The organism is Lysobacter enzymogenes (genome assembly GCF_023617245.1).
GTDB classification, from domain to species: Bacteria; Pseudomonadota; Gammaproteobacteria; order Xanthomonadales; family Xanthomonadaceae; genus Lysobacter; species Lysobacter yananisis.
This window is the reverse complement of record NZ_CP067396.1, coordinates 837,569-850,993: the sequence shown is the minus strand read 5'-3', so window position 1 is coordinate 850,993 and position 13,425 is coordinate 837,569. Positions and strand designations below refer to the sequence as shown.

Sequence of the window (13,425 nt, the reverse complement as noted above, 5' to 3'; positions counted from 1 at the left end):
GCTGAAGGCTCTGGATTCCCGCGTTCGCGGGAATGACGGTTGAGGGATGGCGCTGAAGGCTCTGGATTCCCGCATCCGCGGGAATGACGGTTGGGGGGATGGCGCTGAAGGCTCTGGATTCCCGCGTTCGCGGGAAGAACGGCTTGGGGCTTGCGGTCGAGGCGCGGTGTGTGCCGGTCTGCGCTGTCGCAACGCAAGCCCCTCTAGGCGCTGCGCAAGCTGCGACCGCGATCCTGCGCTTGCGACGCAAACGGCAGCCCCGCGGTCGCAGCTTGCGCAGCGCCTACAGGGGGCGACCGGTTTTCAAGCGAGAAGGCGGGCCCATCGCCCGCGCCGCGATCACAGGTGCTTCAATGTCTCGCGCAGCGACGCCACGCAGCGCCGGCTCACTTCCAGCGGCTGCTTGCCGTGGCGCAGGATCGCCTGCACGTGGCCCTCGGCGTTGCGCTTGAGTTCGACGATCTCGTGCCGCGCCACCAGGCAGTTGCGGTGGATGCGCACGAAGCGTTCGCCGAATTCGTCCTCCAGCGACTTGAGCGATTCCTCGATCAGGTCCTCGCCGCGCGCGTGGTGGACGATCACGTACTTCTCTTCGGCGTGCAGGTAATGCACGTCCTCGATCGGGATCAGCCGCAGGCTGCCGCGCAGGCGCGCGCACAGGTGGCTGCGGACCTGGCCCGGCGCGGTCTCGCCGTCGCCGGCGCGCTCGCGCCCGGCGGCGAAGGTGCGCACGCGCTCGAGCGCGGCGTCCAGGCGCTCGGCCCGCACCGGCTTGACCAGGTAATCGATCGCCTCGGCCTCGAACGCCGACAGCGCGTGGGCGTCGTAGGCGGTGCAGAACACCACCGCCGGGCGCGGCTCGAACGCGGCCAGGTGGCGCGCGGCCTCCAGGCCGTCGATGCCGGGCATGGCGATGTCGAGCAGGACCAGATCCGGCCGGTGCTCGGCGCAGGCGTGCAGGGCGTGCTGGCCGTCGGCGGCTTCGGCGACGACCTCCACGTCCGGCCGCAGCGCCAGCAGCCCGCGCAGGCGTTCGCGCGCCAACGGTTCGTCGTCAGCGATCACCACTCTCATGGCCAGCCTCGCACCCTTCATCGGCTCTGCGCCTCCACCCCGGTCGGCACGTGCAGTTCGCACAGATAGTAGCCCCCGTCCCATCCTGCGGTCATCCGCGCCGTGGGTCCATAGGCATAGCGCAGGCGCTGGCCGATGCTGTGCTGGGCATGGCGGGCGCCGGCGCGGGCCTCGGCCGGGGCCGGGGCGGGGTTGCGGATGCGCAACAGCAGGTGGTCGCTGAGCTGGGTCAGCTCGATTTCGACCTCGCCGCCGCCGGGCAGGCGCGAGATCCCGTGCAGGACCGCGTTCTCGACCAGCGGCTGCAGCACCAGCCGCGGCAGCGGCATCTTCCACGGCAGCGGCTCGCGCTTGCGCCAGACCACCCGCAGCCGCTCGCCCAGGCGCAGCTGCTCGATCGCCAGGTAGCGCTCGGCCAGCTCGACCTCCTCGGTCAGGCTGGAATCGCTCTTGGACGCGCCCAGCGCGGCCCGGAACAGGTCCGACAGGTCCAGCACCGCCCGCTCGGCCACGGCCGGGTCGCTGCGCACCAGCCCGGCGATGGTGTTCATGCTGTTGAACAGGAAATGCGGCTTGATCCGCGCCTGCAGCGCCTCGACCTCGGCGCGCGCGTTGGCGCGGACCTGCGCCTTCCAGCTGTCGTTGACGTAGAGGTAGCGCAGCACCACGCTCACCGCCAGGATCGCGATCGCCGCGGTGCCGCCGACGAAGCGCGCGAACGTGGTGCCGGCCGGGATCAGGCCGACCCCGGTGACCGAGTCGATCCAATGGGTGACCGCCGCCACCGCGGCGGCGATGGCGGCGGCGGTGGCGGTGGCGATGAAGCCGCCCAGCCCCGGCGGCAGCCGCGACAGCTGCCGGCGCGAGACGCACAGCAGCACCGAGATCGCCAGCGCCAGCCACAGGGCGAAGGCGCTGGAGGACACGAACCGGCTCAGGTTCCAGGCGCTGCCGTCCGGGGCCAGCGCCAGCACGATCACGATCAGCTCGGCCATGCTCAGCATCACCACCAGCCGCGGCAGCCGGCACAGGTCCGGCAGCCAGGGCTCGGGTTCGCTCGCGGCGGTGCCGCTACGCAGGTCGGCCATGGGCGCGCGGTTCGGCGGCGGGCTCAGACGGGCGGGCTCGGATGGGCGGGCTCAGACAGGCCGGCTCAGGCGGCGGCGAAGCGCTGCGACAACCAGGCGGCGACCGCGTCGATTTCCTCGGCGCAGGCCTGGTGCGCCATCGGATAGGTGTGCCAGTCGATGTCGAAGCCGAGCGTGCGCAGGCGCGCGGCGGCCATCTCTCCGCCCTGGAACGGCACCACCGGGTCGTAGCTGCCGTGGGCCATGAACAGCGGCTGCGCGCTGGCCGCGGGCGCGGCCTCGCGGACCAGGCGGTCGGCCATCGGCAGGTAGGTCGACAGCGCGATCAGGCCGGCCAGCGGCTCGCGCCGGCGCAGGCCCGCGGCCAGGGCGATCGCGCCGCCCTGGGAGAATCCGGCCAGGATCACGCGCGCAGCCGGCACGCCGCGCCCGGCCTCGCGCGCGATCAGCGCCTCGACCTGGGCCACCGACTCCTCCACCCCGGCCTCGTCGGCGCGGTTGGCGAGGTCCTGGAAATCGCGGATGTCGTACCAGGCGCGCATGCGCGCGCCGTTGTTGATCGTGACCGCCCGCACCGGCGCGTGCGGGAACACGAAGCGCAGCGCCGGCCAGTCCTTGCGCACCAGCTCGGGCACCACCGGCGCCCAGCCTTCGCCGCTGTCGCCCAGGCCGTGCAGCCACAGCACGGTCCAGGCCGGCTGCGGGCCGGTTTCGATTTCGACGGTTTCGAGCGGGGCGGCGACGGCCGCGTCAGAGGTGGCGTTGTCCATGCGCGGCATTGTGGCCGCTCGCGCCAACCGCGCCAACCGCGGCGCCGAAGCGCCGGGCCGGGGCCGGTCCGGCGCGCGCCGGCCCGGCGGGCGGTTCGTGGTCCGGCCCGCCGTGCGCCGGCCGATCGTGCGACCGGCCGCGAGCCGCTGCGCGCGGCCCGCGCTCAGCGCCGCGGCAGCCTGAAGTTCAAGGTGCGCCGGGCCGGATGGCTCTGGCCGCTGGCTTCGAAACGCAGCCGCGCCACCGCCGACAGCGCGGCCTCGTCGAACACCCCGACCGGCTGCGAGGACAGCACCCGCGCCGCGCCGGTGCTGCCGTCGGGCTGGATGGTGAAGGCGACCTCGACGCTGCCTTCGAGCTTGCGGGTGATCGCCACCGACGGGTAACGCGGGCTGGCGTCGGCGATCAGGCGCGGCGCGATCTTGGCCGCCGGCTTGGGCGCGGCCGGCGCGGGCGCGGCGGACGCGGCCGCGGCCGCGGCGCTCGCCCCGGCCGGATGCGCCGCGGCCGGATGCGGCACCGGCGCCGGCGGGGTCGAAGCGCGCGCCGCGGCCTCGTCGGCCGCCGCCGCGCTGGCGTTGGCCTGGGCCTTGAGCGCGGCGTTGGCCGCGGCGGTGCGTTGCGCGGCCTGGGTGCGGGCCAGGGTCGCGGCCTCGGCGCGTTCGCCCGCCAGCCGCTCGGCGTCTTCGCGCGCGCGCCGCTCGTGTTCGCCCTGCGCGCTGCGCAGGCCCTCGCGCAGGCGCGGCAGCGCCGGCGCCTGCGGGTCCATGCGCGCCAGCAGGTCGGTCAGGCGCCGCGATTCGGCCAGGTCGCCGTCGGCCAGCGCCTGCTCGCCGGCGATCACCACGTACGGCTGCAGCTCGGTCAGCGCGGCGGCGACGTCGGCGTGGCCGGGGGCCTTCTCGCGCAGGGCCAGGTAATAATCGACCGCGCTGTCGCCGGCCGGGGTGTGGATGCGTTGCTCGCGCAGCGCGCGCGCGGCGCGGTCGCGCAGGCCGCCGGCATCGAGTTCGTCCAGCGCCGGCGGCAGCGGCGCGGCGCGGTCGGCGGCGTCCTGCGCGGACGCCGGCGCCGCGGCGGCCGATTCGGACGCGGCCGGCTGGCCGGAACCGCATCCCGACAAGATCGCCAGCCCCAGACCCAAGGCGACGCCGGCTGCGGCGTCCTGCCATCCCCACGCGCCATTCCTGCGGCGCGCGCCCGGGCCCTGGCCGGCGGCGACGATGCGCACCGGCTCGATCACAAACTTCACTGCCAACCCCCTGTACCACCGACTGCAGAATGCGAATTGCGGACTACGGACCGCCAGATGCGCGCGCAGATTAGGGCCGGGATGTGACGCGGCGAATGCACCGCATTGACCGCTCCTGGCGGATGCGGCCGTGCCGTCCGCGCCCCAGCGTCCTGCCGCGCGGCGCGGATTATCGCGGGGGCGCGACGCCGGCGCGATGCGCAATCGGTCCACTGGCGCCTGCGGCGCAAGGTCGCGGCATCGCGGCGCCCAGGCGCGCGTCCGCGCCAGGCGCCGCGGCCCGCGCGCGCGATAGCGCTGCCTGGCGCACGAAATGCAGGCTCAGACTGAACGATCTGCGCCCCGGTGAAATTGTATTGCGCGCGCGCCGGCTTCTAAGATCGCGCCCATGCCCGCCCGGTCCGCCCTCGCCAACGTCATGCGCCACCTCGTCTTCGGGGTGCTGATCGCGGTGATGCTGTTCAAGCCGGTGCTGGCCTTCGCCGGCGAAGTCAGCGAACTGGACGACCTGGTGCCGGACGCCGCCCTGGTGTTCGACGCCGCCCACGCCGGCGGCCTGCCCGACCAGGACGGCTGCGGCGACCTGCAACGCCACCTCACCCATTGCTGCGCCGTGCAGGCCGCCCTGCTGCCGCGCATCGAGCTGGGGCTGCTCGCCCCCTCCCCCGCGAGCCCGCTTCCGGCGCGCGCCACGGCCTTCGTCGCGGCCGATCCCACGCAACCGCTGCGCCCGCCGATCCGCGCCTGAGTCGCCGCCGGCCGTCGCCGGCACGGACACGACGTCCGCTCTCGCCGCGCCCTTGAGGCCGCGGCGTCTACAGCGATTCAGGAGACAACCCCATGCGTTTGCGTCCGACGGCCCTGGCCGTCCTGACGGCTGCGCTGTGCTTTTCCGCACAGGCGCGGCCGCCCGTTGCTGCACCCGCCGCTTCCGCCGCGCCGCCCGGCGCGCAGGACGGCATCCACGCCGAAACCGGCGCCCAGCGCGGTTCCGTGCGCGCCGCGTCCACCCGCGCGTCCTCGGTCTTCACCCTCGACGATGCCTTCGGCCGGATCCAGGACACCCACCCGGACCTGCGCCTGTTCGGCAACCAGCGCGGCGTGCTCGAAGCCGAGCGCGACATCGCCGCGCAGAAGCCCGCCTACGTCGCCGGCGCGGCGATCGACAACGCGCTCGGCACCGGCGCGCTCAGCGGGACCAAGGCGGCCGAAGTCACCCTGACCCTGGCCTCGGTGTTCGAACGCGGCGGCAAGCTCGACGCGCGCCGGGCCTTCGCCCAGAGCCGCATCGACGCGCTCGCAGTGGACCGCGAAGGCCGCCGCCTCGACCTGCTCGCCGAAACCGCGCGCCGTTACCTGGCGGTGGTCGCCGAACAGCGCCGGATCGAACTGGCCGAGTTCGACATCGCCCAGCGCAAGCGCGCCGTGGCCGCGGCGCGGGTGCGCCTGGAGGCCGGCGCCTCGCCCGAGTCGGGCCTGCTGACCGCGCAGGCGCAGCTGGCCCGCGCCGAGCTCGACCGCAGCCGCGCGCAGCGCGCGTTGCTGGCCGCGCGCCAGTTCCTCGCGGCGCTGTGGGGCGAGCGCGATCCGGGCTTCGCCGCGGTCGCCGGCGACCCGTTCGCGCTGCCGCAGGTCCAGGACGCGACCGCGCTGGCGAGCCTGCTGGAACGCAACCCGGAACTGACCCGCTTCGTCGACCAGCGCCGCATCGCCGAATCGCGCGTGCGCCTGGCCCAGACCCAGTCCAAGGCCGACGTGGATTGGCAGGTGGGCCTGCGCCGGCAGCAGGAGAACGGCGATTTCGGCTTCGTCGCCAGCGTGTCGATGCCGCTGGGCGCGGCCGCGCGCGCCGAACCCGGCATCCGCGGCGCCCAGGCCGAGCTGGCGATGCTGGAAACCGAGCGCGAGGCCAAGGGCCTGTCGCTGTACTCCACGCTGGTGGAAGCGCAAGGCCGTTACCGCCTCGGCGCGCTGGAAACCGAACGCTTGAAGCAAGACGTGCTGCCGCGCCTGGAGCGCGCGGAGAAAGCCGCCGAGTACGCCTACCGCGCCGGCGCGATCAGTTATCTGGAACTGGCCCTGCTGCAGGCCGAGAGCGTCGCGGTCCGGCGCCAACGCCTGGACGCCGCGCTGGACGCGCAACTGGCGCTGATCGAGATCCAGCGCCTCACCGGCGAGCCCTTCCTCGCCGTCACCACCGCCCCCGCAGGAGCCACGCCATGAAGCCCGAACTGTTGATCGCCGCGGGCCTGCTGGCCCTGAGCCTGAGCGCCTGTGGTGGAGCGTCCGACAAAGACAAGACCGCCGCGGCCGCCGCCGCGCAAGGCAAGGACGACCACGCCGACGAAGGCCATGCCGACGAAGGCGACAGCGGCCACGCGCACAAGGAAGCCGAAGGCGAAGCCGGTCACGGCGAAAGCGCGCCCGGCAAGGGCGGCGGCGAAGAAACGCCCGAAGCCGCGACGATCCCGAACGAGATCGCGCGCCGCTCCGGCATCGTCGCCGCCGCGGCAGGTCCCGGCACGGTCGCCGACGAGCACGACGTGCAGGGCCTGATCACGCCGCTGGAAGGCCGCGTGGCGCGCATCACCGCGCGCTACCCCGGCCCGGTGCGCTCGCTGCGCGCCAACATCGGCGATGCGGTCAAGGCCGGGCAGACGCTCGCCACCATCGACAGCAACCTCAGCCTGACCACCTACGGCATTTCCGCGCCGATCTCCGGCGTGGTGCTGGCGCGCAACGCCTCGGTCGGCGAAGTCGCGGTCGAAGGCACGCCGCTGTTCGAGATCGCCGACCTGTCGACGCTGTGGGTCGACCTGCACGTGTTCGGCGCCGACGCCTCGCACCTGCGCCCGGGCCTGCCGGTGACGGTGATGCGCATGGGCGAGGACAAGGGCGTGGACACGGTCATCGACCGGATCCTGCCGGGCACGGCGACCGCCAGCCAGAGCACGGTCGCGCGCGCCTCGATCAAGAACCCCGACGGCCTGTGGCGTCCCGGCTCGGCCGTGCACGCGCGGGTGACGGTCGAGCAGCAGCCGGTGGCGCTGGCGGTGCCGCTGACCGCGCTGCAGCGCATGGACGACGGCGATGTGGTGTTCGTGCGCGACGGCGAGCGCTACAGCGCGCGCCCGGTCAAGCTCGGCCGCCGCGACGCGCGCCGCGCCGAAGTGCTGTCCGGGCTCAAGGCCGGCGAGCAGGTGGTGGTGGAGCAGAGCTTCCTGATCAAGGCCGACATCGAAAAGTCGGGGGCCTCGCATGAGCACTGAGCCGCGGCCCGCGAACAAGGGCGAAGACCCGGCCGGCGCGCTGGAGCGCATCATCGGCTTCGCCATCCGCCACCGCTGGCTGATGCTGGCGCTGACCGTGGCGCTGATCGGCCTGGGCGTGTGGAGCTTCACCAAGCTGCCGATCGACGCCACCCCCGACATCACCAACGTGCAGGTGCAGATCAACACCCAGGCGCCGGGCTATTCGCCGCTGGAGGCCGAACAACGGGTCACCTTTCCGATCGAGACCGCGTTGGCGGGCCTGCCGAAACTCGATTACACGCGCTCGCTTTCGCGTTACGGGCTTTCGCAGGTCACCGTGGTGTTCAAGGACGGCACCGACCTGTACTTCGCCCGGCAACAGGTGACCGAGCGGCTGCAACAGCTCAAGTCGCAGATTCCCGACGGGCTGGAACCGCAGCTCGGGCCGATCGCCACCGGCCTGGGCGAGATCTTCATGTACACCGTCGACGCCGACCCGAAGGCGCGCAAGCCCGACGGCAGCGCCTACACCGCCACCGACCTGCGCACCCTGCAGGATTGGGTGATCCGGCCGCAGTTGCGCAACACCCCCGGCGTCACCGAGGTCAACACCACCGGCGGCTTCGCCCGGCAGATCCACATCACCCCGGACCCGGCGCGCTTGATGGCGCTGAACCTGAGCCAGCGCGACATCGTCAACGCGCTGGCGGCCAACAACCAGAACGTCGGCGCCGGCTACATCGAACGCAACGGCGAGCAGTTCCTGGTGCGCGTGCCCGGGCAGATCGTCGACATCGAGCAGATCGGCGGGATCGTGCTCGACCGCCGCGACGGCGTGCCGATCCGCATCCGCGACGTCGCCACGGTCGGCGAAGGCCCGGAACTGCGCAGCGGCGCGGCCACCCAGAACGGCCACGAAGTCGTGCTCGGCACGGTGTTCATGCTGGTCGGCTCCAACAGCCGCGACGTCGCCCAGGCCTCGGCCGAGAAGCTCAAGGTCGCCAACGCCAGCCTGCCCAAGGGCGTCAGCGCCAGCCCGGTGTACGACCGCACCTCGCTGGTCGACCGCACCATCGCCACCGTCGCCAAGAACCTGGTCGAAGGCGCGCTGCTGGTGGTGGTGGTGCTGTTCCTTCTGCTCGGCAACTTCCGCGCCGCGCTGATCACCGCGCTGGTGATTCCGCTGGCGATGCTGTTCACCATCACCGGCATGGTCCGCGGCGGCGTCTCGGGCAACCTGATGAGCCTGGGCGCGCTCGACTTCGGCCTGATCGTCGACGGCGCGGTCATCATCATCGAAAACTGCCTGCGCCGCTTCGGCGAGGCCCAGCACTCGCTCGGCCGCGAGATGACCCGCGAGGAACGCTACGACCTCACCGCCAAGGCCACCGCCGAGGTGATCCGCCCCAGCCTGTTCGGCCTGGGCATCATCACCGCGGTGTACCTGCCAATCTTCGCGCTCAGCGGGATCGAAGGGAAAATGTTCCATCCCATGGCGATCACCGTGGTGCTGGCGCTGACCGGCGCGATGCTGCTGTCGCTGACCTTCGTGCCGGCGGCGGTGGCGATCTTCCTCGGCGGCAAGGTCGACGAGAAAGAGAACAAGGCCATGGCCTGGCTCAAGCGCCGCTACGAGCCGGCCCTGGCCTGGGCGCTGCGCAGCCGCGCGATCGTGGTCGGCGGCACCGCCGCATTGGTGATCGTCAGCGGCTTCATCGCCACGCGCATGGGCACCGAGTTCGTCCCCAGCCTCGACGAGGGCGACGTGGCGGTGCAGGCCATGCGCATCCCCGGCACCAGCCTGACCCAGTCGACGACGATGCAGAAGCACCTGGAGCAGGCGCTGCTGGCGATGCCCGAGGTCGAGCGGGTGTTCAGCCGCATCGGCACTTCGGAAGTCGCCAGCGACCCGATGCCGCCGTCGGTCGCCGACGCGTACCTGATCCTCAAGCCGCGCAAGCAGTGGCCGAACCCGAAGAAGTCCAAGGACGCGCTGATGGAGGAGATCGAAGCCATCGCCGGCACCCTGCCCGGCAACAACTTCGAGTTCACCCAGCCGATCCAGATGCGCACCAATGAGCTGATCTCGGGCGTGCGCGCCGACGTCGCGGTCAAGGTCTACGGCGACGACCTGCAGCAATTGCTCAAGGTCGCGCAACAGATCGAGGCGGTGGCGCGCAAGGTGCCGGGCGCGGCGGACGTGAAGACCGAGCAGGTCACCGGCCTGCCGATGCTGAGCATCGAGCCGAACCATCGCGCGCTGGCGGTGTACGGGCTGAACCCGGCGGCGGTGCAGGAGACCGTGGCGACCGCGGTCGGCGGCGAAGTGGCCGGGCAGTTCTTCGAAGGCGACCGCCGCTTCGACCTGGTCGTGCGGCTGCCGGAAAACCTGCGCCAGGACCCGGCCGCGCTGGCCGACCTGCCGATCCCGCTGCCGCCCGGCACCGCCGACCGCGACGAGTCCAGCCGCGACGCCACCTGGCTCGCCGGCGCGCCGCGCACGGTGCCGCTGCGCGAAGTGGCGACGATCAAGTCGGTGCTCGGCCCGAACCAGATCAACCGCGAGAACGGCAAACGCCGGATCGTGGTGACCGCGAACGTGCGCGATCGCGACCTGGGCGGCTTCGTCACCGACCTGCGCTCGCGCATCGACGCGCAGGTGAAGCTGCCGGAGGGTTACTGGATCGGCTACGGCGGTACCTTCGAGCAGTTGATCTCGGCCAGCCAGCGTCTGGCGGTGGTGGTGCCGGTGACGTTGGTGCTGATCTTCGCGTTGCTGTTCATGGCCTTCGGCTCGGCCAAGGACGCCGCGATCGTGTTCAGCGGCGTGCCGCTGGCGCTCACCGGCGGCGTCATCGCGCTGTGGCTGCGCGGGATACCGCTGTCGATCTCCGCCGGCGTCGGCTTCATCGCGCTGTCGGGCGTGGCGGTGCTCAACGGCCTGGTGATGATCGCCTTCATCCGCAAGCTGCGCGAACAAGGCGCCCCCCTCGACAACGCCATCGTCGACGGCGCGCTCGGCCGCCTGCGGCCGGTGCTGATGACCGCGCTGGTGGCCTCGCTGGGCTTCATCCCGATGGCCTTCAACGTCGGCGCCGGCTCGGAAGTGCAGCGGCCGCTGGCCACCGTGGTGATCGGCGGCATCGTCTCCTCGACCCTGCTGACCCTGCTGGTGTTGCCGGTGCTGTACCGCTGGCTGCACCGCAACGAGGAGCGCGGCGGCCACGGCGACACGCCGGCACCGACGCCGGCGGCGCTGCCGCCGGGCGAGCCCGCGCCGGCGCACTGACGCCGGTCCCGCGCGGGCCGCGCGAATGCGGCCCGCGTCCATGCCGCGCCGCTCACGCGCGGCGCGCTTGAATGGGCCGTCGCCGCCCGGCGGCGGCCCGCACTGACGGAGAATCGACATGGGCAGCGGACACGACCACGGCACCGCCGCGATCCGCCACGAGAAACCGCTGTGGTGGGCGCTGGGCCTGACCGGCGGTTTCCTCATCGCCGAAGTGATCGGCGCCTTCCTCACCAACAGCCTGGCGCTGCTGTCCGACGCCGCGCACATGGGCACCGACACGGTCGCGCTGATGATCGCGCTGACCGCGGTGCGGCTCAGCCGCCGGCCGGCCGACGCCAAGCGCAGCTTCGGCTATGCGCGCATGGAAGCGATGGGCGCGATGGCCAACGGCCTGATGCTGTTCGTCGTCGCCGGCTACATCCTTTACGAAGCGGTCGGCCGCTTCGCCAAGCCGGCGGAGATCGCGACCACCGGCATGCTGGTGATCGCCTCGCTCGGCCTGGCGGTGAACCTGATCGCGATGCGCCTGCTGCGCGCCGGCAGCGGCGAGAGCCTCAACATGAAGGGCGCTTACCTGGAAGTGTGGAGCGACATGCTCGGCTCGGTGGCGGTGATCGCCGGCGCGATCGCGATCCGCTACACCGGCTGGGCCTGGATCGACCCGGTGCTGGCGGTGCTGATCGGCCTGTGGGTGCTGCCGCGCACCTGGACCTTGCTGCGCGAAGCCGGCAACGTGCTGATGGAGGGCGTGCCCAAGGGCATCGACCTCGACGCGGTGCGCGCCCTGCTGGCCTCGACCGCCGGCGTGGCCGGCGTACACGACCTGCACGTGTGGTCGCTGGGTTCGAGCACCCCGGCATTGACCGCGCACCTGGTGGTGGCGCCCGGGACGGATGGCGAGGCGTTGCGGCGGGAGCTGACGAAGCTGCTCGATGAGCGTTATGGGATCGAGCATTGCACGTTGCAGATCGAGAACGAGGCGTGCGAGGGCGAGGCGTGCGACGCGCCGCATGCTTGAGTCCGGGGTATCGGCGCCGAAATCCGAACGCATGGAACCTGCAGCCCTTTTGCCGTTGCCGTAGCTGGTGCCATTGCAACTGCTGTTGCTGTTGCCTTCGCTTTCCCCTCATCACCCGAGGCCCCAGCTGCGCAGACCCGGAGGGCGCGCGCATGGATGCGCGCGTGCGCCGTAGGGGCAGGATGCCCCTTACGGCGCATCCCCGCGCAAGGTGCTGGACCTGGTGGCTTTTGACCTTAAACAAGCGTTTTTCTTTGGCTACTTTCTTTTGTCGCGCTGACAAAAGAAAGTAGCTCGGCCGCTTGCGGACGAAAGCTTTAGATGGTGGCTTGTCGTCATGCGACACATCGGTAACGGCGAAAGCAGCAGCAACGTCAACATGGGTTCCGGCTTTCGCCGGAATGACGGTTGTGAGGGTGCGTATCCGACTGTAGGAGCGGCGCGAGCCGCGACCGCGACAACGCAACCACATCGAAACTTTCGCCGCAAGCGCGATCGCGCGGTCGCGGCTTGCGCCGCTCCTACAGGGGGCGTGCCGCGGTAGGCTCTGCGTTTGCGTGTTCGTTCGGGTGACGACAAGCGAAGATCCAGAGCTTCCGTCCGCAAGCGGCCGGGTCACTTTCTTTGTCTGAAGCCACAAAGAAAGTAACCAAAGAAATGGCCTTATCTTTTTCGGATCAAGAGCCACTATGGCTCGAAAGTGGCGCGGGGCCGCGCCATAAGGGGCATCCTGCCCCATGGCGCGCGTGCGCATCCATGCGCACGCCCTCCGGGGCTGCGGAACGTGGACTTCACGTAGGGTTGCGTCCGAGCGACCGGCAACAGCAACAGCAACAGCAACAGCAACAGCAACAGAAATATTTCGGGTTCCGGCTTTCGCCGCGATGACGACGGATAGGCTCGACGTGGTCGTGCCGGCACAGCCGCAGCATCTGCGTTGGCTGCAGCCAACCACGAAACCGCCCGAAAACCCCTGTAGGAGCGGCGGAAGCCGCGACCGCGACATCGCGCTTAAGACGCAAACGAGGTTTCGCGGCCGCGGCTTCCGCCGCCCCTACAGGCGGCTCGCGCCGCCACGCAGCGGCTCATCCCTTCGGACAAGGCCCGCCCGCATCGGCCCAGGTCTTGAACGCCTCCACGAACCGATCGTGCGCCACCGGCACCGGCGCGCGCGTGCCGCCCGGGGCCCAGCCCCACAGCACCAGCTTGTCTTCGCTGACGTGCTTGATCAGCGCGGCGAAATCGCGCCCGCCGTTGCGTTCCTTGTCCTTGATCATCGCGCACAGCTGCGGCGCGGGCAGGCCGATCCAGGCCATCTTGTGCTGCGGCGGCGGCAGTTGCCAATGCGGCGCGCCCGGCGGCGCGCCGGGGCCGTAGCTGGCCGGCAGGTTGGCTTCGCCGTGGCAGGTCGAGCACGGCAGGCCGGCGGCGCCCTTGCCGTCGGGGCCGCGCACCACGCCCTGCGCGTGCGGGCGGCCGTCGTCGAATTGCAGCGGTTGGTCGCCGGGGATGTGGCAGTTCTGGCAGCGCGGATGCTGGAACACCTTCTGCACCGTGGCGAAGGCGGCCACCGCGCGCGCTTCGCCGGCGGGCGCGGGCTTGGACCCGGCGCCGAACACCGCCAGCAACGGCGCCAGGGCCAGCGCGGTCAGGATCAGGGGCGTTGCGCGCATCGTCGA

At 71.7% G+C, this 13,425-nt stretch carries 9 protein-coding genes and 1 pseudogene; 5 read left to right on the top strand and 5 right to left on the bottom strand.

All coding sequences use genetic code 11. The annotated features are described in order from the left end of the window. Positions 1-339: 339 nt before the first annotated feature. The 4 genes from JHW41_RS03550 to JHW41_RS03535 all read right to left on the bottom strand — a co-directional run bounded on the left by JHW41_RS03550 (position 340) and on the right by JHW41_RS03535 (position 4,185). On the bottom strand, positions 340-1,074 hold the full coding sequence (locus JHW41_RS03550; protein ID WP_057949142.1) for a LytR/AlgR family response regulator transcription factor: 735 nt from the start codon (positions 1,072-1,074) through the stop codon (positions 340-342). Between the two features lie 17 nt (positions 1,075-1,091). Further along, on the bottom strand, positions 1,092-2,162 hold the full coding sequence (locus JHW41_RS03545) for a sensor histidine kinase (RefSeq protein ID WP_082644678.1): 1,071 nt from the start codon (positions 2,160-2,162) through the stop codon (positions 1,092-1,094). Between the two features lie 65 nt (positions 2,163-2,227). Then, entirely contained in the window at positions 2,228-2,932 is a 705-nt protein-coding gene (locus JHW41_RS03540) for an alpha/beta hydrolase (protein ID WP_250449056.1), read from the bottom strand. Positions 2,933-3,096: 164 nt separating this feature from the next. After that, positions 3,097-4,185, bottom strand: a complete 1,089-nt coding sequence (locus JHW41_RS03535; RefSeq protein WP_250449055.1) for an energy transducer TonB — start codon at positions 4,183-4,185, stop codon at positions 3,097-3,099. A gap of 388 nt (positions 4,186-4,573) precedes the next feature. On the opposite strand from JHW41_RS03535, the gene JHW41_RS03530 reads away from it, so the two are divergent. From JHW41_RS03530 to JHW41_RS03510, 5 genes and pseudogenes are all read left to right on the top strand, one after another. Further along, positions 4,574-4,933: a hypothetical protein gene (locus JHW41_RS03530; RefSeq protein WP_250449054.1), complete on the top strand. Its 360-nt coding sequence runs from the start codon at positions 4,574-4,576 to the stop codon at positions 4,931-4,933. A gap of 92 nt (positions 4,934-5,025) precedes the next feature. After that, positions 5,026-6,408: a TolC family protein gene (locus tag JHW41_RS03525; RefSeq protein WP_250449053.1), complete on the top strand. Its 1,383-nt coding sequence runs from the start codon at positions 5,026-5,028 to the stop codon at positions 6,406-6,408. Beyond that, positions 6,405-7,454, top strand: a complete 1,050-nt coding sequence (locus JHW41_RS03520; protein WP_250449052.1) for an efflux RND transporter periplasmic adaptor subunit — start codon at positions 6,405-6,407, stop codon at positions 7,452-7,454. The genes JHW41_RS03525 and JHW41_RS03520 overlap by 4 nt, the downstream gene beginning before the upstream one ends. Beyond that, positions 7,444-10,725 (top strand): efflux RND transporter permease subunit, encoded by a 3,282-nt coding sequence (locus JHW41_RS03515; RefSeq protein ID WP_250449051.1) that lies wholly within the window; start codon positions 7,444-7,446, stop codon positions 10,723-10,725. Before JHW41_RS03520 ends, JHW41_RS03515 begins: the two co-directional genes overlap by 11 nt. Positions 10,726-10,843: 118 nt before the next feature. After that, positions 10,844-11,737, top strand: a pseudogene (locus tag JHW41_RS03510) (cation diffusion facilitator family transporter); the annotation flags it as partial. A gap of 1,094 nt (positions 11,738-12,831) precedes the next feature. Here JHW41_RS03510 and JHW41_RS03505 read toward each other — a convergent pair. Continuing rightward, entirely contained in the window at positions 12,832-13,419 is a 588-nt protein-coding gene (locus JHW41_RS03505) for a hypothetical protein (protein ID WP_157490439.1), read from the bottom strand. Between the last annotated feature and the right edge of the window lie 6 nt (positions 13,420-13,425).